The sequence below is a fragment of the Streptomyces sp. NPDC059718 genome, assembly GCF_042733315.1.
Classification (GTDB): domain Bacteria; phylum Actinomycetota; class Actinomycetes; order Streptomycetales; family Streptomycetaceae; genus Actinacidiphila.
In genome coordinates, this window is sequence record NZ_JBHWGA010000048.1 from 26,027 (window position 1) to 46,402 (window position 20,376).

16 protein-coding genes and 3 pseudogenes are annotated in these 20,376 nt (G+C 67.9%); 8 read left to right on the top strand and 11 right to left on the bottom strand.

Translation table 11 applies throughout. The features are described from left to right. Positions 1–51 precede the first annotated feature (51 nt). The 3 genes from ACFV3E_RS37155 to ACFV3E_RS37165 form a co-directional block, all read right to left on the bottom strand. Entirely contained in the window at positions 52–897 is an 846-nt protein-coding gene (locus ACFV3E_RS37155; protein ID WP_326581561.1) for a carbohydrate ABC transporter permease, read from the bottom strand. Positions 898–965: 68 nt separating this feature from the next. Continuing rightward, positions 966–1,928, bottom strand: coding sequence for a carbohydrate ABC transporter permease (locus tag ACFV3E_RS37160; RefSeq protein WP_500539453.1), 963 nt, complete (start codon positions 1,926–1,928; stop codon positions 966–968). Positions 1,929–1,940: 12 nt separating this feature from the next. Then, positions 1,941–3,227: an ABC transporter substrate-binding protein gene (locus ACFV3E_RS37165; RefSeq protein ID WP_500539455.1), complete on the bottom strand. Its 1,287-nt coding sequence runs from the start codon at positions 3,225–3,227 to the stop codon at positions 1,941–1,943. A gap of 384 nt (positions 3,228–3,611) precedes the next feature. Here ACFV3E_RS37165 and ACFV3E_RS37170 point away from each other — a divergent pair, with 384 nt between their 5' ends. Further along, positions 3,612–4,658 carry a LacI family DNA-binding transcriptional regulator gene (locus ACFV3E_RS37170; protein WP_500539520.1) on the top strand — a complete coding sequence of 349 codons (1,047 nt, stop codon included), beginning with the start codon at positions 3,612–3,614 and terminating at the stop codon, positions 4,656–4,658. 658 nt (positions 4,659–5,316) lie between these two features. Here ACFV3E_RS37170 and ACFV3E_RS37175 read toward each other — a convergent pair. Continuing rightward, positions 5,317–5,889 (bottom strand): rhodanese-like domain-containing protein, encoded by a 573-nt coding sequence (locus ACFV3E_RS37175; protein WP_500539457.1) that lies wholly within the window; start codon positions 5,887–5,889, stop codon positions 5,317–5,319. Positions 5,890–5,945: 56 nt separating this feature from the next. On the opposite strand from ACFV3E_RS37175, the gene ACFV3E_RS37180 reads away from it, so the two are divergent. Further along, the gene (locus ACFV3E_RS37180) at positions 5,946–6,224 is read left to right on the top strand and encodes a metal-sensitive transcriptional regulator (RefSeq protein ID WP_500539459.1); all 279 of its coding nucleotides are present in this window, start codon (positions 5,946–5,948) and stop codon (positions 6,222–6,224) included. 58 nt (positions 6,225–6,282) lie between these two features. On the opposite strand, the gene ACFV3E_RS37185 is transcribed toward ACFV3E_RS37180, so the two are convergent. The 4 genes from ACFV3E_RS37185 to ACFV3E_RS37200 form a co-directional block, all read right to left on the bottom strand. Beyond that, positions 6,283–7,026, bottom strand: coding sequence for a sulfite exporter TauE/SafE family protein (locus tag ACFV3E_RS37185; protein WP_500539461.1), 744 nt, complete (start codon positions 7,024–7,026; stop codon positions 6,283–6,285). Positions 7,027–7,180: 154 nt separating this feature from the next. After that, positions 7,181–8,554 (bottom strand): MBL fold metallo-hydrolase, encoded by a 1,374-nt coding sequence (locus ACFV3E_RS37190; protein WP_500539463.1) that lies wholly within the window; start codon positions 8,552–8,554, stop codon positions 7,181–7,183. 304 nt (positions 8,555–8,858) lie between these two features. Next, positions 8,859–9,338, bottom strand: a complete 480-nt coding sequence (locus ACFV3E_RS37195; protein WP_500539465.1) for a sulfocyanin-like copper-binding protein — start codon at positions 9,336–9,338, stop codon at positions 8,859–8,861. A 312-nt stretch (positions 9,339–9,650) separates the two neighbouring features. Then, positions 9,651–10,097 (bottom strand): cupin domain-containing protein, encoded by a 447-nt coding sequence (locus ACFV3E_RS37200; protein WP_500539467.1) that lies wholly within the window; start codon positions 10,095–10,097, stop codon positions 9,651–9,653. A 433-nt stretch (positions 10,098–10,530) separates the two neighbouring features. Here ACFV3E_RS37200 and ACFV3E_RS37205 point away from each other — a divergent pair. After that, positions 10,531–10,941, top strand: a pseudogene (locus ACFV3E_RS37205) (IS5 family transposase); the annotation flags it as partial. Positions 10,942–11,106: 165 nt separating this feature from the next. Here ACFV3E_RS37205 and ACFV3E_RS37210 read toward each other — a convergent pair. Further along, complete coding sequence (locus tag ACFV3E_RS37210; RefSeq protein WP_500539469.1) at positions 11,107–11,898, bottom strand: helix-turn-helix domain-containing protein; 792 nt, start codon at positions 11,896–11,898, stop codon at positions 11,107–11,109. A gap of 270 nt (positions 11,899–12,168) precedes the next feature. Between ACFV3E_RS37210 and ACFV3E_RS37215 the strand changes: the two genes are divergently transcribed. From ACFV3E_RS37215 to ACFV3E_RS37230, 4 genes and pseudogenes are all read left to right on the top strand, one after another. After that, entirely contained in the window at positions 12,169–12,633 is a 465-nt protein-coding gene (locus ACFV3E_RS37215; protein ID WP_500539522.1) for a GNAT family N-acetyltransferase, read from the top strand. 224 nt (positions 12,634–12,857) lie between these two features. After that, positions 12,858–13,202 carry a hypothetical protein gene (locus ACFV3E_RS37220; protein WP_500539471.1) on the top strand — a complete coding sequence of 115 codons (345 nt, stop codon included), beginning with the start codon at positions 12,858–12,860 and terminating at the stop codon, positions 13,200–13,202. Between the two features lie 296 nt (positions 13,203–13,498). Continuing rightward, positions 13,499–14,374, top strand: coding sequence for an alpha/beta fold hydrolase (locus ACFV3E_RS37225; RefSeq protein WP_500539473.1), 876 nt, complete (start codon positions 13,499–13,501; stop codon positions 14,372–14,374). A gap of 425 nt (positions 14,375–14,799) precedes the next feature. Beyond that, positions 14,800–15,066, top strand: a pseudogene (locus ACFV3E_RS37230) (putative PEP-binding protein); the annotation flags it as partial. Here the strand turns inward: ACFV3E_RS37230 and ACFV3E_RS37235 are convergent. After that, positions 15,020–17,800: an ATP-binding protein gene (locus tag ACFV3E_RS37235; RefSeq protein WP_500539475.1), complete on the bottom strand. Its 2,781-nt coding sequence runs from the start codon at positions 17,798–17,800 to the stop codon at positions 15,020–15,022. The pseudogene ACFV3E_RS37230 and the gene ACFV3E_RS37235 sit on opposite strands and share 47 nt — an antisense overlap. A gap of 630 nt (positions 17,801–18,430) precedes the next feature. On the opposite strand from ACFV3E_RS37235, the pseudogene ACFV3E_RS37240 reads away from it, so the two are divergent. Continuing rightward, positions 18,431–18,859: pseudogene (locus ACFV3E_RS37240) on the top strand (cupin domain-containing protein); the annotation flags it as partial. A 741-nt stretch (positions 18,860–19,600) separates the two neighbouring features. On the opposite strand, the gene ACFV3E_RS37245 reads toward ACFV3E_RS37240, so the two are convergent. Next, a complete protein-coding gene (locus ACFV3E_RS37245) occupies positions 19,601–19,822 on the bottom strand; it encodes a transposase (protein WP_500539477.1) in 222 nt (73 codons plus the stop codon). Between the last annotated feature and the right edge of the window lie 554 nt (positions 19,823–20,376).

Sequence of the window (20,376 nt, forward strand, 5' to 3'; positions counted from 1 at the left end):
GGGCGGCAGCAGGCGGATGGTCGTGCCGGTGGGCTGTGCGGGGCCATACGGTCAGCCCTTGACGGCTCCCTCCCCGACGCCGCGGAAGAAGTACCGCTGCAGGGCGCCGAAGAGCACGATCAGGGGGGCCACCGCGATGATGGTCCCGGCGGCCACCAGGCGTTCGTCGTTGGCGAAGGTGCCGTGCAGGTAGTTCAGGCCGACCGTCAGGGTGTACTTCGAGGGGTCGCTCAGCACCACCAGGGGCCACAGGAAGTCGTCCCAGGCGCCCATGAAGGCGAAGATCGCCACGACGGCCAGGGTGCCCCGCGCGGACGGGAGGGCGATGCTCCAGAAGCGCTGCCAGACGTTGGCGCCGTCCATGTATGCGGCTTCCTCCACCTCGTTGGGCAGGTTGCGGAACGCGTTGCGCATCAGCAGCACGTTCAGCGCGCCGACAGAGCCGGGGAGCAGCACGCCGATCAAGGTGTTGTTCAGGCCGAGGTCGCGTACGAAGGTGAACTGGGCGATGATCAGGCCCTCCACTGGCACCAGCATCGCCAGCACGAACGCCAGGAGGAGCGCGCGCCGTCCGCGGTGCTGCAGCCGAGCCAGGGCGTAACCCGCGAGCGCCGCGCCGACGCAGTTGGTGACGACGCTGGACACCGCCACGGTGAGCGAGTTGAGCGCGTAGTCCCACACCGGGATGGTCTCGGAGACGCGCCCGAAGTTGTGCAGTGTGGGCTGCTGCGGCAGGAACGAAGGGGGCGTACTGAAGATGTCCTCGTGGGGGCCCTTCAGCGAGGTCGACAGCTGCCATAGGAACGGTCCCACGCTGATGGCGAGGACGGCGAGCAGCAGCAGGTAGCGCAGAACGAGTTCGGGGACCCGCACGCGGCGGCCGTCGGCGTCCAGCACTCCGCGTCGCGGCCGGCGCCCTTCGGCCGGTGCGGTGGCGGGAACGGTGGGGGTGTCGGTGGCGCTGGTCACGCGTCCTCCTTCCGGTCGGCGCGCAGGGTCAGCAGCATCAGCGCGACCACCACCACGAAGATGACGACGGAGATGGCCGAGGAGTACCCGACCCGCCCGGTCAGTCCGGTGCCGGTGCGCTGGACGAGCATCACCAGCGTGGTGTCCTCGCCTGCGGGGCCGCCGTTCGGCCCGGCGAGGACGTACACCTCGGTGAAGACCTTGAAGGCGGAGACCGCGGAGAGTGCCGCGACCAGCACCATCGTGGAGCGGACGGCCGGAATGGTGACGGTGAGGAAGCGGCGCAGCGCTCCCGCGCCGTCGACCGCGGCCGCCTCGTGCAGCTCGCGCGGGACGTCGGCGAGCGCCGCCAAGTAGATGATCATGTAGTAGCCCAGACCCTTCCAGATCGTCAGGGCCATGGCGCTCAGCAGCAGGGTCCACTGCTCGCCCAGGAAGTTGACCGGGCTCCCGCCTACCGCCGTGACGATGGAGTTGAGCAGGCCGCGGTCGTCGAGCAGCCACACCCAGATCAGGCCGACCACGACCACCGAGGCGACGACAGGCGTGTAGAAGGCGGCGCGGAAGAAGGTGATGCCGGGGATGCGCCGCTGTACGAGCAGGGCCAGCAGCAGTGGCAGGATCACCAGCGCCGGGACCACGCCCGCCACGTACAGGGAGCTGTTGCGCAGCCCGATCCAGAACGCGTCGTCGTGGAGCAGGGCCCGGTAGTTCTCGAACCCGACGAAGCTGCCGCCGACGAGCGTCCGGCGGTCGGTCAGCGAGTTGTACAGGGTGCTGCAGAACGGCCAGAGGCTGAACGCGCACACCACGATCAGGCCCGGCGCGGCGAACAGCCACGGGCTCCACCAGCGGTGGCGGCGGATCCCGCGGGAACGCGGCCGTCCGGAGCCGGAGCTCCGGACGGCCGCGGTCCGCGGACCGCCGGCGATCGTTCCAGGGGCGGTCGAGGACGTCATGGCGTATCCCGGTCAGCTCTGGGCGAGGAGCTGATTGGCTTCCTTGACAGCGTTGTCAAGCGCTTCCTTGGGGCTCTCCTTGCCCTGCAGCGCCTTGGCAACCTGGTTGCCGAGGGCGGTCTTCATCTGGTCGCTGAACTGCACCGGGGTGTAGTTCACGGCGTTGGCGAGGGAGCTGGCCGCCGCGATCCGCACCCGGGTCTCGTCCGTGCCGTCCTCCTTCGTGAAGTACGGGTCCTTCAGAGCTCCGGCCGTGCTCGGGAAGATCGCGACCTGCTTGGCGAAGGCCATCTGCCGTGTGTTGTCGGTGACGAAGTGGGCGAAGGCGATGGAGGCGGCCTTCTGCTTGGCCTTGGAGTTCACCATCATGCTCTGCACGTAGACGTTGACCTTGCCGGTGTTGGTGATCTGGTCGGTGATCCCTATGTTCTTGTAGAGCGTCGGCGCCTGTGTCTTGAAGTTCTTGAGGTCCAGCGCGCTACCGGGGTTCATGGCGACCGCGCCGGTGAGGAACTTGTGGCCGGCCGACTCGGGGGTAGCGGTCAGGGCCTGCGGGTCCAGTGCGTGCGCGTCGTACAGCTTCTTGTAGTGCGTGAGCAGTTCGACGCCCTTGGCGTCGTTGAAGGTGAACGCGGTGCCGTCCTTGTTGACCAGTTGGGCCCCGTAGCGGCCGAAGTCCTCGATGGTGGGGACGTTGGACAAGGTGGCCACCTTGCCCTTGCTGTTCTCCGAAATGGCGAGGGCGTCGGCGAACAGGTCGTCGTAGGTCTTCGGCGGCTTCTCCGGATCCAGCCCGGCCTCCTTGAACAGCGCCTTGTTGTAGAACAGCGGGCCGGTGTTGAGATACCACGGGAAGGCGTAGGTGCCCTCCAGGCCCGGGACGGCGTCGGCGGACCAGGCGCCGGCCAGGTACTCGGCCTTGTACTGCGCGGCGTCCTTGTCGAGGTCCAGGGCCAGACCGGCCTTGGCGAGCGGCGCCAGCAGGTCGGGGGTGACGTTGACGACGTCGGGGAGAGTCCCGCCCGACGCGTCGGCACTGAGCTTCTCCGCATAGCCGTCGGCCGGTTGGTCGACCCACTTGACGTGGGTGCCCGGGTACTTCTTCTCGAAGTCGGCGATGACGCCGTTGAAGTAGCCCGCGAAGTTGGCCTTCAGGTTCCAGGTCTGGAAGGTGATCGTGCCCGTCACCTTGCCTGACGAGTCGGTGGACGCATCTGCCCCGCCGCTCCCGCAGGCGGCGAGGGAGAACGTCGCAGCGGCGACGACGGCGGTGGCTACCGCCTTGTAGGAAGAACGCACGGTGGACGGCTCCTTTGCTCGGACCTTGCGCGTGGATGACGACCCGGGGCTGGGCCGGCCGGGTGCGCACGTGGAGGAGACCATTCCAGCCGCTGGGGGGAAAGTCAACGAATTCCCTGGAGGTTTCTTCTCGGTCGCAGCATATGAGCAGGTCAGAGCGGGTGCGAGAGGCGTCTTGCACTCGCAACTAATGCGCTTTAGGGCAGGTCCACTGAAGCGCTTTAGTTCCGTCCGCCGGTTCTGGGTCGGAAAAGCACGCGCGGGGCCGTACGATGTGCTCACGTGCAGGGAAGGGGACCACTCGCGGTGGCAGACGAGCAGCAGGGCAGAGGCGTGGCCGATGCGCCGGGGCACGGCCGTCCGGCCGGGCGCCGCCGTCCCACGATCAAGAACATCGCCCAGCGGGCGGGGGTGTCCGAGAGCGCTGCTTCGTTTGCGCTCAACGGCCGTCCCGGCGTCTCCGAGGCCACGCGCGACCGCGTACGCCGCGTCGCCGAGCAGCTCGGCTGGCGACCCAGCGCCGCGGCACGGGCCCTGTCCGGCGAGGGGGCCGCGACGGTGGGCCTCGTACTGGCCCGGCCCGCCAAGACCCTGGGCGTCGACTCGTTCTTCCTGCAACTGGTCTCGGGTATCCAGGAGGTGCTGGCCCCGCGTCATCTGGGCCTGCTGCTCCAGGTGGTGGAGGACACCGAAGCCGAGTGCGGTGCCTACCGTCGCTGGTGGGCCGAGCACCGCGTCGACGGGGTACTGGTCGTCGACCCGCGCACTGACGATCCGCGCCCAGCCCTGCTCGATGAACTCGGCCTCCCCGGCGTGGTGATCGGCGCCCTTCCGGAGTCCGACCCCGGTGCGCACCACCGTCTGTCACAGGTGCGGGTCGAGGACGCGCAGGCCATGGCCGCCGTGGTCGGCCGCCTGCACGCCCTTGGCCACCGGCGCATCGCCCATGTCGCGGGTCTTCCGACCCTGGCTCACACCGCTCGCCGCATCGAGTCGCTCACGAGGGAGGCGGCACGCCAAGGGCTGGATACGGCACGGTCCGTGGTGACGGACTACTCCGACGCCGAGGGCGCCGCCGTCACACGCCGGATGCTACAGGAGCCCGATCCGCCTACGGCGATCATCTATGACAACGACGTGATGGCGGCAGCGGGTTGGGGGGCGGCTGTCGGCCTGGGCCGCGACGTGCCCGGCGACGTCTCCATCGTCTCCTGGGAGGACTCGGCTGTGTGCCGCCTGGTCCAGCCATGGCTGACCGCGCTGTCCCGCGACGCGGTGGCCTTCGGCCGGACCGCGGCCGAGGAACTGACCGCCCTCCTCGACGGCGGCGTGGCCCGCGAGGTGAGTCTGCCGCTGCCCCGGCTCATCGAACGCGGCAGCACCGCCGCCGCGCCGTCCCGCGCCCTAATCGAGGGGTCGCCCGCAACGTGACTCCCTTGCGCGGCCGGCCCCCGACCAACGCGAGGAGATCGAAGTGGCGCGCGCGGTCCTGCGAAAGGTCCACGCCAGCCGGGACCACGAGCTGCTGCCGCTGACCGTGATCCGCAAGGACACCCCGGATGCTGGCTGAGATGTCCGCGGAGCCCTTCCAGGGGGCGCCCGCAGAGGTCCTCCTGCCACACGTCAACGAGACAGCACTCGTCAAGCACGGACGCGTCCTCACGGCCGTTCAGGGCATGCCCGCGACAACTGGCGCATCGCCTTCGCCGCCGTGGCCCGCGAAGCGGACGTCTCCAGCTGGCTCGCCCATGCCTCAGCCTGTGCGAACGCCTTGACCAGGCGCAGGCCCGCCAGGCCGCCCAGAGCTATGAGAGACAACGGCTCCGAACCGAGTACGGCCAGGTGTAGCCGCAGGCCAGCGTTCACGTCGGGCAACAGGTCGCACTCGGCGGCCAGGCCCGGGCAACCACATCAACCATCACCGAAGAGAACCTGCGGCTCTACGGCGGACTTGAGGTGCTGTAGATCGACGGACTGGACAATTCGAAGATCGGTCCAAAGGAGCCTGTCGGATGGTGATGACCCGATGACCTGGACCCGGGAGCGCTACGACTGGCACCCCCACCCCATACGGGGCGAGCCGGCGTGCTCAGGCGGTCAGCCGCTGAAGGGTGTCATGGAAAGAGGCCCCGTTCTTGGGGGCCCGGTTGTAAGGGAGCCGAGACAGAAGTGCGGCCATGCCGCAGGTGTTGGTCACCCCGGAGAAGACAAGTCCGGCACCGACAGCGCCGGAGATCCAGTGTGCAGGCGGCCAGGCCAGTCCGGTGAAGAAACCGATGGCGACTAGGGATCCGGCGACCAGGCGGACCTGGCGGTCCATGGGCCAGGTGGCACGTGCTCCGACGGTTCGCTCGACGCTGTGGCCTGCCGCCTGCCAGGCGCTCGTGCCGCCGTCCAAGGTGGCCGCCTCGATGTCCAAGCAGGCGAGCTTCCCGCAGGCCTTGGCCGAGCGGTTCCCGGAGGCGCACACGATCAGCAGCGGGGTGCGGGCCGCGGCGGTCTTCAGCGCGTCGGTGGCTTCCTCCAGGCGGTCCAGGGGGATGTTGTGGGCGCCGGGGAGGTGGCCGGTGGCGAACTCGCCGGGGGTGCGCACGTCGATGACGGTGAACTCGCCGTACCAGGCGGTGGCCTGGGCTGGGGAGACGGAAGTAGGAGTGATCACGGAACCATGCCTTTCAATGAGCGTTAACATACGGGTGGGGGTATTTGGGAGGTTGCGTGGAACTCGACATGAGCGCCGACGAGCTGAAGTCGGCGCTGAACCGGTTGCGGCGGGCCCAGGGCCAGCTCGCGGGGGTCATCAAGATGATTGAGGAGGGCCGGGACTGCGAGGACGTCATCACGCAGCTGGCTGCCGTCTCGCGTGCTCTGGACCGGGCCGGTTTCTCGCTCATCGCGACGGGCCTGCAGCAGTGCATGACCAGTGAGGACCCGGCGGTGCGGGACTCCGCGCAGGTGCGGGCCCGGCTGGAGAAACTCTTTCTGTCGCTGGCCTGAGCCCGCGGCCTGCCGTGGCCCGGGTTCCTGGGCGCCGGCGGCAGGCCGCGTGCGGCGGTCATCGCAGGGCTCCGATCCCCATGGCCACGGCAACGGTCATCAGCAGGCAGCCGAAGGCGCGTTGCAGTGTCGCCGGTGAGACCTTGCTGCTGAGCCTCTTGCCGTCCCAGGCGCCCAGGACCGCGGCCGCGATGAACGGCATCACCAGGGCCCAGTCCAAAGTGACGGCGGTGGCCGCCCGGGCCAGCAGGGCCGCCAGCGCGTTGGCGACGATGACCAGCAAGCTGGTGCCCACGGCCGCGCTCATCGGTACCGCCAGGACGGTCACCAGTGCCGGGACAGCGAGGAATCCGCCGCCGACGCCGAGGATTCCAGTCACCGCGCCCAGCCCGGCCCCGGCTGTCGCCGCGCGGCGTGCCGACACCGTCCCGTTCACCCGTGGCGTCCGGCGGCGCAGTATGCGCAGCGCGGCCAGCACCGCAAGGACGGCGAAAGCCAGCGTCAGCACGGGGGCGGGAACACGTGCGGACACCGCCCCGGCGGCTGCCGCGGGCAGCAGACCGGCCGCGGCGAACAGCAGGCCTGCCCGCCAGCGCACCGCCCCTGCGCGGGCGTGGGCCAGCAGTGCGGTGAGCGAGGTGACGACCACGATGATCAAGCTGGCGGTGGTCGCCTCGGCAGGGGTGAACCCCAGCAGGTAGATCAGTGCCGGGACGGTGAGGATACTGCCGCCCGCGCCGAGCGAGCCCATCACCAGGCCGACCGTGGCCCCGGCTGCCAGGGCGAGGATCAGCGCGGTCATATGACGGTGCCCGCCGCCGGGCATGCGCGGAGCGGGTAGGGGGCCGGTGCGGGGGGAATGCGGCCGGGGCCGCGTCGGCAGAAGAGCATGGCGGTGGTCCTTTGGTGCTCCTGCTCTGCCGTCCGTTCAAGACGATGGCAGGCAGGCCGTGCGGTCAGGTCCGGGCAGGGGTGAGGAGTGGGAGGCCTGCGTCGGCGGCGGCCGCGTAGCCGTCGTCGATGGCCACCACGGCCCGGCCTGCGGCGTCGAGAACGGACGCGGCGATCGCCGCGCGCATGCCCCCCGCACAGTGCACCCACACCGTGCCCGCGGGCACGGTGTGCAGGCGCTGGTGGATTTGGTGGATGGGGATGTGCACACTGCCCTTGATCCATCCACCGGCCCGCTCGCTGTCCCGGCGCACGTCCAGGACCACCACGTGCTCGCCGCGCTCACGTGCGGCGGCCAGGTCGGCGAACGTCGCCCGCGGGAACGACACCGGCTCGTCGTGCCCGGTGACCCAGTCGGCCGGTGAGCCGACGGCGGCCGCGGCGGGGCGGTCGATGCCCACGCGTGCCAGCTCCCGCTGGGCGCGGGCAAGGGCGTCGGCGCTGCCGGCCAGGAGCGTTACCGGCTTGCCCCACGGGATCATCCACGCCAGATAGGTCGCCAGCTGCCCTTCGACCTCGAAGTTGTACGACCCGGCCAGGTGACCGTCGGCGAAGGCCGTCCGGCTGCGGAGGTCGACGACCCACTCCCCCGCCGCGAGGCGCCGCGCGATCTCGCCGGCGTCGGCGTGCTGCGGCGCGGTCAGGTCCACCGGCGCGGGACCGGCGGCGTTGGCCGGACCCATGTGTGCGTAGTAGGCCGGCACGTCATCCAGTGAGGCCAGCAGTGCGGCCACGAACCTGTCCACGTCCTGGACCAGCGCCGGGTTGGAGGCCTTCTCGCCGCCGATGGTGCTGTGGTCGCCCCGCGCGGGGGTGGAGGAGCAGAAACTGCCGAACCCGTGGGTGGGCAGCACCGCCACCTCATCGTCCAGCTCTGCGGCGAGCCGGTGCACCGAGGCGTGCTGGGCGCGCGCGAGTTGCCCGGTCAGCCGCGGCTCCACCAGGTCGGGCCGTCCCACACTGCCGATCAGCAGCGACCCGCCCGTGAAGGCGGCCACCGCCTGACCATCTTCCTCCAGCACATAGGAGGTGTGGTGCGGGGTGTGGCCCGGGGTGGCCACGGCCCGCAGCACAAGCCCGTCGTCGATGTGCTCCACATCCCCGTCGATCACCGGGACCCTCGTGTAGGCCACCGACGCCCGCGCGGGCACCAGGTAGCGGGCGCCGGTCAGACGGGCCAGTTCCAGGCCGCCGGTGATGTAGTCGTTGTGCACGTGCGTCTCGGCGACTGCCGTGATCCGCACCCCTCGCCGGGCGGCCGCGGCAATCACCCGGTCGATGTCCCGCGGCGGGTCCACCACGACCGCAAAGCGGGCCCCGCCCACCAGGTAGCTGCGGTTGCCCAACCCTTCGGTCTCCAGGATGTCGGCAAAGAACACGGCCCTCTCCCTCCTCGCATTTTTACCCCCGGGGGTATCTGCAGCCACCGTAACAGATACCCGGGGGGGTATTTTTCGGAGCGCACGAGCAGGAGCACACGGTTGCAGTGGTGATCCGCCATGGCGTCGATGAGCTCGTATAGGCGCTCGACGGTGGCTGTCGGACTGGGGTCCCAGGGGATACCGCGCCCACCGCGCTGCGGCCTCGCCGCCCGGACCGGGCTTGAGGAGCCGGAGAAGAGAAGATCGGCATGACCGGCGGCGGCAGCGACGCTGAGCTTGGTAGTGCCGGTCCTTTCCGTGGTCACCGTGTGACGTCGAGCTCGGTGTACATCCCGGCGGCGTAGTGGCCGGGGAGGTTGCACACCAGCTCGTAGCGGCCGGGCTGGAGCCTCAGCGTGGTCCAGGCCATGGTGCCGGAGGTGATGCCGTCGCCTTCCCCTGCACCGCAGCTGCGTGAGGCTTCACCCAGGCTGCCCGTTTCGGCGATGCGCCCCTGGGCACCGATGGGCCACTCTCCGACGGCTTGGCTAGCCGGCAGCGGGAGCACGACAGCCTCATGCGTGAGGGCTCCGGCGTTGAACACGCTGCGGCAGGAGAGCCGGGACATCCGCGTCACTGTCATCAGTCCCGGCTTCACACAGAGCGAGCTCACACACCGGGGTGGCTCGACCGAGGCCCAGGCCGCCGCCCGCACGGCCGCCGAGCAACTGGCGATCCCCGCCTCGGCCATCGCGGACGCGATCGCCTTCGCCACCGACCAGCCCGCCAACGTCGACGTCAACGAACTGATCGTGCGCCCCACCGCTCAGGGCCGACATCCGAAGCGGCTGGCAACAACACGCTTCGCCTGGTCGTCGAGACATAGGCGCGCGCCAGACACGAAGGCGGCTTCGGGGGCGTCGCGGGGCCGGGTATCAGCGCATGTCGCGACCAGTAGTACTGCCCGGTTGCGCCAGTGCCCCAGATCGCCCGGTCAATAGCCGCCGGTCGGCACGTGATCACCACGGCCCCGCCATGGGCGTGTCCGGTCGTGCGTTGCGTGACCCGAAGATGCCGCCAATCTCCATTCCATGGCCCCGTGGAGGACCGCGGGTCAGCCTGCGGAGGGACGCGGGGCGCGCAGGTGCGCCCGTTCCTTCAGTTCCCCCTCGTCGACCAATGTGAGCATCGGCTGACCCGGCGCGCACACCATGGTCACCAGGAACTTGGTCGGTGCGTCCGGCAGGGCGTTGCCGTCCTGGTAGTGGATCACGTCACCGCCTGGCTCCCAAAACGTCCCACCGGCCTTGATCACATGCTCCGGCTCGCCCTCGAGTTCGAACCGGATCGCGCCCTCCATCACATAGCCGAACGACGGCCCCGAGTGGCGGTGCGGAGGCAGCCCGGGGTGACCGGGAGGCCAATCGACGAGGATGGTCATTCCCGAACCACCTTCGGGGAAAAAGGGCGGAGTGACGTCCTGCAGCAACTTGACTTCGGGCGGCAGCGAGACCTCGGGCCCCTCCGCAGAGGTCGCATGCACTGGGTTCTTCTCTGACATGTACGACACCTCCGTAAGCCCGTCCAAATGGACGATCTTGCGTCGGCCACCGCTTTCCAGACCGGTGTACGACCCACCCGTTCGGCGGCGATCGACTTCGTCAGCTCCAGGCTCACACACTTCACGATGAGGACAAGCCCCAGCCGCATCCGTGGCCCCTCGAGACCACCCTGCCTCTTGCGGGCAGCCGTCACAAGCCCGCGCATCAGACCCCCGCATCGCGCAGGTTTACCTCCCTCACGGTCAAGGACATAGCCGACATGCGCGTCCCCGTCGACCAGTTCCCCACCCAACTGGTTCACCTTCGACCCCGCGTCTCAGCCTCCTCACTGCACCAAGCGAGGATCTGCGCACGCGAGCTATCACCGTCCGTGACCATGACGCCGGGGACGCGGGACTGTCCCTGGCGAACAGGCCCTGGAGAAGGCCCGACCGATGCCGCCCGCTTGCGTTCGTCATCACGCCCGGCCAGGCCGGTGATGCCCCCGCATTCGAGCAGGTCATGGCCCGGTTGCGAGTGCCCCGGCGGATCGGCCGTCCCAGGGTCACGCCGGACGTGGTCCTGGCCGACAAGGCATACTCGTCCCGGGCGATCCGCCACCTGCGACGACGCGGCATCCGGGCAGTGATCCCGCAGCCCGCCGACCAGGCCGCCAACCGCAAACGCCTCGGCAGCCGCGGCGGACGTCCGCCGGCCTTCGACCGCGAGGCATACAAACGGCGCAACACCGTCGAGCGTTGCATCAACAAGCTCAAGCAGTGGCGCGGCCTGGCCACTCGATACGACAAGACCGCCACCATCTACCTCGCCGGACTCCACCTCGCCGCAATCTTCATCTGGTGAGCGAGGTGATCCGAAGGAAACGGCCTAGCGTCTACTCCTACGGGCGATCGCCATCGAACGACTCAAGGTCTTGCCCCTGGGTGATGCCGTCTACGGCATCACCCAGGCGCACTCAACGCGGGCATGGCTGCTATGCGGTAGCGCCCAAAGCCCCCGTAGGAACTCTCAATCTCGGCGGCGCAAGATCGTCTCGGTTTGCTCGTCGGCGGGGAAGAACAACTCGATTGACAGATCGGACAGGGTGACGTCCATTGGGGTTCCGAATGTGCTGAGGATGCTGAACATCGACAGTTCCTCGCCCTTGAGCTCTAGCCGCCATGACAGGACCGGGTCGTCCGCTTCGTCCGCAAAAAGATGGCTCCAAGTGTGGCGTTCCGGGATGGCTGGCCAGGTCGCGATCTCGTCGGCGAGCGCGGTGAGGCTGGGGTCTTGGGTCCGCACGACGGCCCGGTCGAGCTGGCGCAGCAGGTAAGCGGACCACTGCGGAAAGTTGAGGGTGCGGCCGGCGAGTCCGGCAGGGTGCAGGGCCGTACGGAAAAGGTTGGTCGGCGTGCCGCCCACGTCCTCTGGGATTCCGGAGACCAGTCGGCGCGCAGCGCGGTTGCTGAGCTGCACATTCCACCGCGGGTCGATTGCAACGCCGGGGAACGGGTCGTGCGTGTCCAGTAGCGCCTGCAACGAGGCCCGGACCCGGGAAAGCGCCGGTCCTGTCAGGGGTGTCTCCGGATAGCGGGGAGCGTATCCGGCCGCCAGCAGCCAGTCGTTCCGCTCCCGCAGCGGCACGTCCAGATGCTGGGCGATCTTCATCAGCAAGCCGCGACTCGGTTTCGACTTGCCCAGTTCGACGAAGCTCAGGTGGCGGGGTGAGATGCCGATCTCATGCGCCAGGTGCATCTGGCTGCGGCGGGCGAGTCCACGTTGCCGGCGGATCAGGTATCCGACGTTCGCATCTGTCACGAGACGTCACGATAGCCGGGCGGCATGTGTCGTATCGAGTACCTCCCAGGTAATCGCATCCGCGCCCCCCAACGGGCAGTATGGCGACGTTCCGCCAGGTTGTGAAAGGAACCGAGAATGTCGCTCTTGGACGCCGCGCACGGAATGTGTCCTGTTACGCGGACGCGGGGGCCGCTGAGGGAGGTTCGGTGGGTCCTCCTCGAAGGTGCCGAAATCGGCGCCATAGTTATCGAACGGGCGACCGTAGGTGATCTGCTATCGGTCAATGAGATGCACCGTCGTTGCTCACCGGCTAGCCGTCGAGCTCGCTATCACCGGCCGCGCGAGTCGCTCACGCCCACCGAGTGGAGAACGCTGTGCGGTTCCGGGACCGGTTGGACCTGGCTGGCACGTCCAGCCGCCGATTACGGTCTTGTTCTGGGCATGGTCAGCGTGCTTCCGTATTCCAACCGTTCATCGTGGGACCTCTCGATTCTGATCGATGATGCCTGGCAGGGCCGCAGACTCGGTACGGTAATGGCCAGTCACGCCGTCGCGTCGACCCAAGCAGCGGGCATCGATTCCGTAGAGGCACTTACCGAACGCGACAACGTCAGGTCACTCAAGCTGCTGCGGCGACTGGGCGCGTCCATCCGTACCTGCGACGCATCCACTGTCGAGGCGCACATCCGCCTATCCCGCGACACCGTCGTGGTCGCCAACGCTACAGCGCGCAACGGCGAAATGTGGCATTGAAAGCGGCCATTCGCCCGCCTCTCGGCAGCACCCCGATCGGCCACACCGAGCGACGCCCGGGCCCGCTTCGTAAGGCTGTTGCCACAAGCCGCCAGACGGCGAGCCGCTGGTGACGGGCTGAAGCAACGCATCACGGGCTCGAAACGGGGAGCGCGCCAACTGGCATCACCACCCGTCTCGTCCTGCAAGCAGTCTTACCTACTTTCGTCGACGAAAGGCCAAACATGTTCACCTTCAGGATCGCGCTCGTGGGCGCGTGGGCCGTGATCATGGTGATAAGCGTCAATGCCATCTCCACTCTCGGTTTGGCAGACGGCAGAGTGTTCTTCACGGATTTCTCGAACGGATGGCGGGCGCAGATCAACGGTGACTTTGTTATATATCTTCTAATCACGATGGCATGGATCGCGCACCGGGAGCGAACTTTCCCACGTGTGCTGCTCGCCTTGCCGGCAGTCCTCGGCAGCGTTTACCTATTGCCGTACATCTTCATTGCCACCTACAGGTCACGGGGCCGGTTCGGCGCACTCGTTCTCGGGGACGAGCGTCCAGGGCCAGGCGTCAACTGAGGGCTGGCTGCCGCAGTTCGGAGCAGGACAGCGTTGTCGAGGTTTGTGTCGATTGACATTGCCAATCGCCGATTTCGTTGACGAGCTGGCAAGTCACACGATTGCCGTCAGGACTCGGAAAGCCGGTTGAAGGTTGGCTCGGTCTCGGAGGGTGCCGTGGAGGGCAATCATTGCGCGGCAAGCGCTCGCGTGCAACAGGAAACGCAGTCGTATCGTAACCCTATTAAATTGGCGCCCTGTGGAGCAGCAAGTGAAGGTTGCTGCGACGTCACACCTCCAAAGAGGGGAGTTCGCTAATGCCATCCACGTCGAACGAGCAGGAACTCGGCCGGGTCGATATCCCGCAGGGGACGATCACCTACCGAGTTGCTGGTCCTGCCGGCAACCGCTATCCGCCGGTGGTTTTCGTGCACGGCCTTCTGGTCGACAACAGGCTTTGGACCAAGGTCGCGGACCGGCTGGCTGAACAGGGAATCCGCAGTTACGCACCCAACTGGCCGCTGGGCTCGCACCGCATCCCGATGGCCGCGGATGCCGACTTGAGTCCGCGTGGAATGGCTGATGTCATCAACGGATTCCTTGCCGCCTTGGACCTTGATGACGTGACGCTCGTCGGCAACGACACCGGTGGAGGACTGTGCCAGTTCGCAATCGACATTGACCGCAGTCGAATTGGCAGGTTGGTGCTCACCAACTGCGATGCGTTCGAGCTCTTCCCACCCCCAGGCTTCAAGATGGCCGTGAAGGTGGGTCGGCACCCGACGCTGCTGTGGATACTGATGTGGGCGCTCACGCTTACGCCGGTTCGGCAGAGCAGTCGCGGCTACGGCCTGGTGTTCAGCGGGAAACCGAATGCCAGCGTGACCCGCCGCTGGATTGAGCCTGCGCTGAAGGATAGGCGCATCCGCCGGGATGTCGCGAAGGTAATGGTCGCAATCCGACCGGAAAACTTGCTTGATGTGGGCTCACGTTTCGGCGAGTTCACAAAGCCGGTTCACCTGGTGTGGGGTGGCGACGATACGTTCTTCCCGCTCGAGGTCGCTAAACGGCTTCAGACGGCGTTCCCGCATGCCACATTGGTGACTATCCCGGGCGGGCGGACGTTCATCTCGATGGACCACCCGGATGTGGTGGCCGAGGTGGTGGCGACAGCTAGCGGCATCGCATCCTGACGGGCAGAGATGCAAGGGAAGGTGCAGTAGATCCAGCAAGGATGACATTGCGAGTCGAGCGGAAAGGGCTGACAGTTTGCGTAGTTTCTGGAAACCATCGAAAGCGCATCCGTCAGGTCAATGCTCGGAGGCCATTTTCGCAGGGCGGTCCAGAATTGCCATTCGAGCACTCCTCTCTTCAAATACACGAAAAACTCTCACTAGAGGGAATCGAAAAATGATCAGCAGGCGATCCGTTAACAAGGTAATAGCTGCAGGGGCAGCCGCTGCTTCAGTGCCGCTGACATCCTTTCCGGCAGCGGCAGCTAACTGGGGTGATGCCTCAAGGCCCGAGAAGACGGCTGATCCCCTGCCCGAACTGGGCCCGCTCCGTCACGTCCGCACTGAACTGCTTGAGATCGGCTACCACGAGGCTGAACCGGCTCGAGTCCCTCGACCCCGACGGCGTCGGCCGCCTGGTGCGCATCGCCGTCGACGAGGGACGCGCCACCCGCCCGGGGCTGACGACCGGCGTCTGCGGAGAACACGGCGGCGACCCGGCATCGGTGCACTTCTTCCACCAAGCGGGGCCCGACTACGTCCCCTGCTCCCCCTACCGCGTCCCCACAGCCCGCCTCGAAGCCGGCCGCGCAGCCCAGACCACCGTCAGTTCGGAGGAGCCAGAGCTGAGCGGAGCTGTCGGCGATTGCTGACCCCGAGCTTGGCGAAGATGTTGCCGAGGTGCCACTCCACCGTGCGCGGGCTGATGAAGAGCTGGGCGGCGATCTCGGCATTGGTGTGGCCGGCCCTGGCCAGCCTGGCAATCTGGGCCTCCTGGCCAGTCAGTTCGGAGTCAGCGCCGGCCGTCCGCTTGCGTACGGTCGCCCCGGTCGCCAGAAGTTCCCTGCGGGCACGCTCGGAGAATCCTTCGGCTCCGAAACGGCTGAACATCTCGTACGCAGCCTTCAGTTGGGTACGGGCCTCCTGGCGGCGGTTCTGACGTCGCAGCCACTCGCCGTACAGCAGGCGGGCTCGGGCCAGGTGGACGGTGACCCGGCAGCGTTCCAACCGCTCTATTGCCTCCTGGTAGAGCGCGTCGGCTATCGCGCCCTCGCTCAGGAGAGCGTGTGAGCAGGCTTCCGTGCCCAGGGCCCAGTCGGTGCTACTCGCGCGAGTGCGTTCGGTGAGCTTCTCCAGCGCCGACACGGCGGCCTCCGTTTGCCCGCTGCGGGCGGCGGCCTCGATCTTTTCGACCAATGCCCAGCCGAAGAAGCCCAGATCCTCGTACTGGCACGCCCGCGTCGCGGCGGCCAGCGCATCGTCATAGCGGCCAAGGCTGTTGTACAAGACCGCGGTCGCGTACTCGGCGAGGCTGAGTACGCGCCCCTCACCGCGAGCGCGTACCTCTTCGATGGTGGTGTCGATGAGGTCCCGTGCCTGGGACTCCTGGCCTCGCCACGCGGCGAGCACCAGGGACGCGTACATCATGGGTACGCCGCCGACCGCTTCCGAGATCGCCGTCGCCTCGTCGATGAGAGCCGCCGCGGTGTCGAACTCTCCGGCATGCACATGGGAGCACGCCTGGTAGGTCAGCGTCATAGGGAGGACGGCGAGCGCGCCGGCTGCCCGGGCGATGCCGACGGCGTCGGTGGCCAGCTCGTGCCACGCCTCGTCGTCCCATAGCTCCGGTGCGAGAGGTTCGGGTGTCACGCGGAACGCAAGCCACAGCCAGCGCCTGTCTGCGTCCGCCGCTGCAGAGCGCTGCCTCTTCCGGACGGCCTGCAGAGCGCGTCTGAGACCATCGATGCCGGCAGTCGGTCCGTCGATGATCAGGTCGGCTATGCCGTCCAGGACGACATCGACCATCCGCGGCGGCGTCGACGGCGCGGGCCCGTCGCGGGTCGCCTCGGCCACCTCCCGCTGCCCGGGCCCCTCGCTGAGCCGGCCAGCGAAGATTGCCGCGCCTACCGCTTCCAGCAGAGTGTCACGGGCCAGGGCGGCGTCGCGCGGCACCAGCCTGTGTGCGGCGTCGAGGAGAAGCCGAGGCGCGTCACCGCCGCGCATTTGCGCGAAGACCAGTCGAGCCCGCAGTCGCTCCAGTTGGGCGCGCTGAAGGTCGTCGAGCGGACCGGCCTCTGCGGTCGCCAGCATGGTGTGGGTGTGGTCGGCTCCGCCGGCGTCGATATCGGCCTGAGCGGCGGCCAGCGCACGGCCGACCCGGCGTGCGGGATCGGGCGTCAGCTCCGCTGCCCGCCGCAGGAACGAGGCCGCCGCCGCCACTCCGCCGCGGCGTCGAGCCCGGTCGGCCGAGCACTCCAGCTCGACGGCGATACTCTCGTCGGGCTTGGCCGCGGCGTGGGCGCGATGCCACGCCCGGTGATCAGGATCAAGGCGTGGATCGGTGGCTTCCGCCAGCGCCCGGTGCGCCGCCCGGCGGTCTGGCGCGGACGCCCTCCGGTAGACGGCCGAGCGCACCAGGGGGTGGCGGAACCGCACCCGGCTGCCGAACTCGACCAACCCTCCTGCCTCGGCTGGCCCTGCGGCGTCCACCGTTATCTCCCGCAGACCGGCCGCGCGCCACAGCAGATCCAGGTCTCCCGTCGGCTCGGCAGCGGCGGTCAGTACAAGCTGCCGACTATCCTCGGGAAGCGACTGGATCCGCTGGTGGAAGGCGTCCTCAATGCAGCGAGGAACTGCACGGGCGCCGGGGAGACCGAAGCCTCCCGCAAGCTCCGCTGGCCTGAGCGCCTGCGGCACCTGTAGGAGGGCCATGGGGTTGCCACGGGCCTCGGCAACGATCCGATCCCGTACGAGCGGGTCGAGCGGCACGCGGACTGCCGAAGCCAGCAGCGCACGCGCGTCGGGCTCGCTGAGTCCCGCGACAATCAGCTCGGGCAGGCCGGCCAGTTCGCGATCGTTGTCGGAGTCCCGCAGGGCGAAGACCACGGCTATCGATTCGGCCTTCAACCGCCTGGCGACGAAGGCCAGCAACTGCAGGGACCCCTCGTCGAGCCATTGGGCGTCGTCGACGAGGCAGGCCAGCGGCTGACGCTCGGCAGCGCAGGCCAAGAGACCGAGTACCGCCAAGCCCACCAGGAAGCGGTTGGATACCTCGCCCTCCTGCAGTCCGAACGCGACGGACAGTGCATCGCGCTGGGGTACGGGCAGCCGGTCAAGCCGGCCGAGAAGGGGAGCGCAGAGCTGGTGAAGGCCCGCGTACGGGAGCTCCATCTCGGCCTCGATGCCCGCTACGGAGATGATGCGGAACCCGGCGGCGCGGCCTGCCGCGTAGTCCAGCAACGCGGTCTTGCCGATCCCCGCCTGGCCGCGCAAGACCAAGACCGCGCTGCTGCCCGCCTGCGCCGTGGCCACCACCCGCTCCAAGGCGGCCAGCTCCCGGCCCCGGCCCCGCAATGCGATCTGCGAATCGATGGCGGACACCCCCATGAGTCGATCTTCCTAACCTCGCGTTCCGCATTCACCTATTTTATTCCCATTTTTCGATTCGGGTGGCTGTGCGAGCTCAGTTGCGTCCGCGGGCCAACCCCCGGGGGTTACCCCTGGGGCGACCGCGCGCCAAACCGGCCGCGCAGCCCTGACCACCGAACACCCTGACTAGAAGACAGCCATACGGGGAGCCGAGGCCTCGGGCCAACGCCTTCTGCCGTACGCGCCCTTCGAGGACGGGCCGTCCGGCGAAGTCGAGGGGCCGGCACGGTGAACGACGACGGCATGACGGACGCCTCACCGAACAGTGTGCTGCGAGTCATCGGGGCTGGTGCCGCAGGCATGCCAGCGGCGGAAGGAATACGGCACGGGTCTGGGGCAGCGTTCCTGCGTTCGCTGGCCGACGTCACAGACGACTGCGGTGCGGGGCCTGCCCCGGAGAGGTATCGACCTCTTCCCGTAGCCGCATCCATTTCAAGATTGCGGTCTGACCTGGAGAGACAGCCCGTGCGGTAAGCGCCCCGCCTTGCGTCTCGAGGCAGGGGGGAGGCTGGACTCGAGAACCGACTGCGCCGACGTCGCGGTGCCGCAGTGGTACGGCTGGCGGACGACATTACGGAGGCGCAGACCATGTCGGACAACAAATCAAAGGACAGGACCGACGAGCAGCCGCGCTCGGAGGTGTGGAAGTCACAGTTGAAGACGCTGCAAGACGTCAAGCCGCCATTCATCCCAGAGGACGCTTCTACGATGACCATCGTCGTCTGGCGGGAACCCGGCGATCCCGGGGCGCCTCCGCACCGGCACCCTGGGCCGGCTTTCGGGTACGTCGTCGAGGGCGCGGTCCTCTTCGAACTCGAGGGCGAGCCTGAACTCGTGATCAAGGACGGTGACGCGTTCTGGGAGCCTGGAGGGGACGTGATCCACTACCAGGATGGCAACGCCCTGCCGGACGCACGCACCGAATTCGTCGTGACCATGCTCTGCGCGCCGGGACAGCCGATGCTCACTGTGGTCGATGAGCACGAACTGGCACCTTCACCGCCCCTGCTCGGCCCGGCCCAGGCCAACAACATGCTCTGGCACTTCCCCTTCAACCGGCTCGACGACGTCAACGAACGTCTTGTGGCAGGCCGGGAAGACATCTACTTCGGCTGGCAGCTCGACATGAAAGCCGCGCGAAAGCTGCCCGCCTACGCCATTCGCTACTACATCGAATCCCTCTCCTCGCACCGCCAGGCCCTGAGCGGCAGTTTCGGCTGGTACCGCGACCTCGACACCACGTTCACGCAGAACGCCGACCGGGTGAAGCGACACCTGACCATCCCCATTCTCGCGATCGGCGGAGCCGAAAGCGTCGGGGAGAGCATCGCGAACACGATGAAACTCGCAGCCGACGACGTACAGCCCCTGGTCATCCCCGGCAGCGGCCACTGGGTAGCCGAAGAAGCCCCTCAGGACCTGCTGGCGGCACTCATCCCGTTCCTGGCCCCCCACCGCGCTACCGCCAGTTCCAGGACACGCCGATAGGCGATCGTGAGTAGCCCAACCCTCCTCAGCTCAAGTTGCGGTAGGAGATGGCGCGGCCGCCGGCGAGGATGCTTTTCACAACCACGGCCCAGAACCTTGTCCCCTGTGCAGGGCATCGGCGTGGCTCCGACGCTGTGATCATCCCTTTGCCTGCTACCACGTCCACTTCCGCATCCCACCGCTTGAGCTAGAACATGGGTGTCTGACACCGGAGAGCGCGGAACCGCCTACGGGGAACCACCCCGCCAGCAGGTTCCCGCGGGGTGCCGGTCATATCGTGCTCCACGGAGTTTCGGGACTGGGCAGGTAGAGTAGGCCCCCGTTGTGTCGGGCGTAGGCGCTCTTGGATTTGAAGCGGGCGATCCCGGCGGTCTCGCCAATGATCTTTGCCGCGGTGAGAACGCCGCAACCGGGTATCTCCAGGAGAGCTGGGGCAAGGCGGCTGATGAGGGCGCTGATCTCGGCCTCCAACTCCCGTACGGTCGGGCCCACGTGCGGTGTTCACCGAACCGACGTGCCCAGCAAAGTAGGCGCACGTGGTCGGCGCTGGTGGTGCCGGTTGTGTGGCTGTCGAGTTCGCGTCCTCGTTCATCAACAGCGACTGCCGAGTGATTGCGCTTGTGGATGTCGACACCGAAGATCACCATTTCTCATGTCCTCCGTGCTGGGTGGAAACGGCAGGACCGGTCGACGGGCACCCTTTCGAGCTCTGGCTTTGGTTTGCACCCTCAGCGCTTCCGCACGACCTCCGGCTCCGCCGGGGCCGCGGCACGAGCAAGGTCGTGGAACAGGTCACGCCTCGCCTCGTCCGCGGAGTCGTCGACGTGGCGATGGGCGACCACGCGCATGGGGACGTGTGAGTCTGGTTCACCCTTACCTGGGCGGATCTTCAACAAGCCCGGAGTCCGGGTTGCTGGCACTCCCGCCCGGCCTCGCATGATCCTTCGTGCCGATGCCGCCGCAGCGATCACGGGTTGAGCCTTGCGCGGCCATCCGACGTGACGCCCCGCACCGGCACATCGAACCGTCGCGGAGACGCTGTGCCG

What these genes read in the sequence shown, in the direction of transcription:
- ACFV3E_RS37160 (WP_500539453.1), bottom strand. Translation starts at nt 1,928, where the DNA reads ATGACGTCCTCGACCGCCCCTGGAACGATCGCCGGCGGTCCGCGGACC.
- ACFV3E_RS37185 (WP_500539461.1), bottom strand. Translation starts at nt 7,026, where the DNA reads ATGACCGCGCTGATCCTCGCCCTGGCAGCCGGGGCCACGGTCGGCCTG.
- ACFV3E_RS37200 (WP_500539467.1), bottom strand. Translation starts at nt 10,097, where the DNA reads ATGTCAGAGAAGAACCCAGTGCATGCGACCTCTGCGGAGGGGCCCGAG.
- ACFV3E_RS37215 (WP_500539522.1), top strand. Translation starts at nt 12,169, where the DNA reads ATGCACCGTCGTTGCTCACCGGCTAGCCGTCGAGCTCGCTATCACCGG.
- ACFV3E_RS37220 (WP_500539471.1), top strand. Translation starts at nt 12,858, where the DNA reads ATGTTCACCTTCAGGATCGCGCTCGTGGGCGCGTGGGCCGTGATCATG.
- ACFV3E_RS37225 (WP_500539473.1), top strand. Translation starts at nt 13,499, where the DNA reads ATGCCATCCACGTCGAACGAGCAGGAACTCGGCCGGGTCGATATCCCG.
- ACFV3E_RS37235 (WP_500539475.1), bottom strand. Translation starts at nt 17,800, where the DNA reads ATGGGGGTGTCCGCCATCGATTCGCAGATCGCATTGCGGGGCCGGGGC.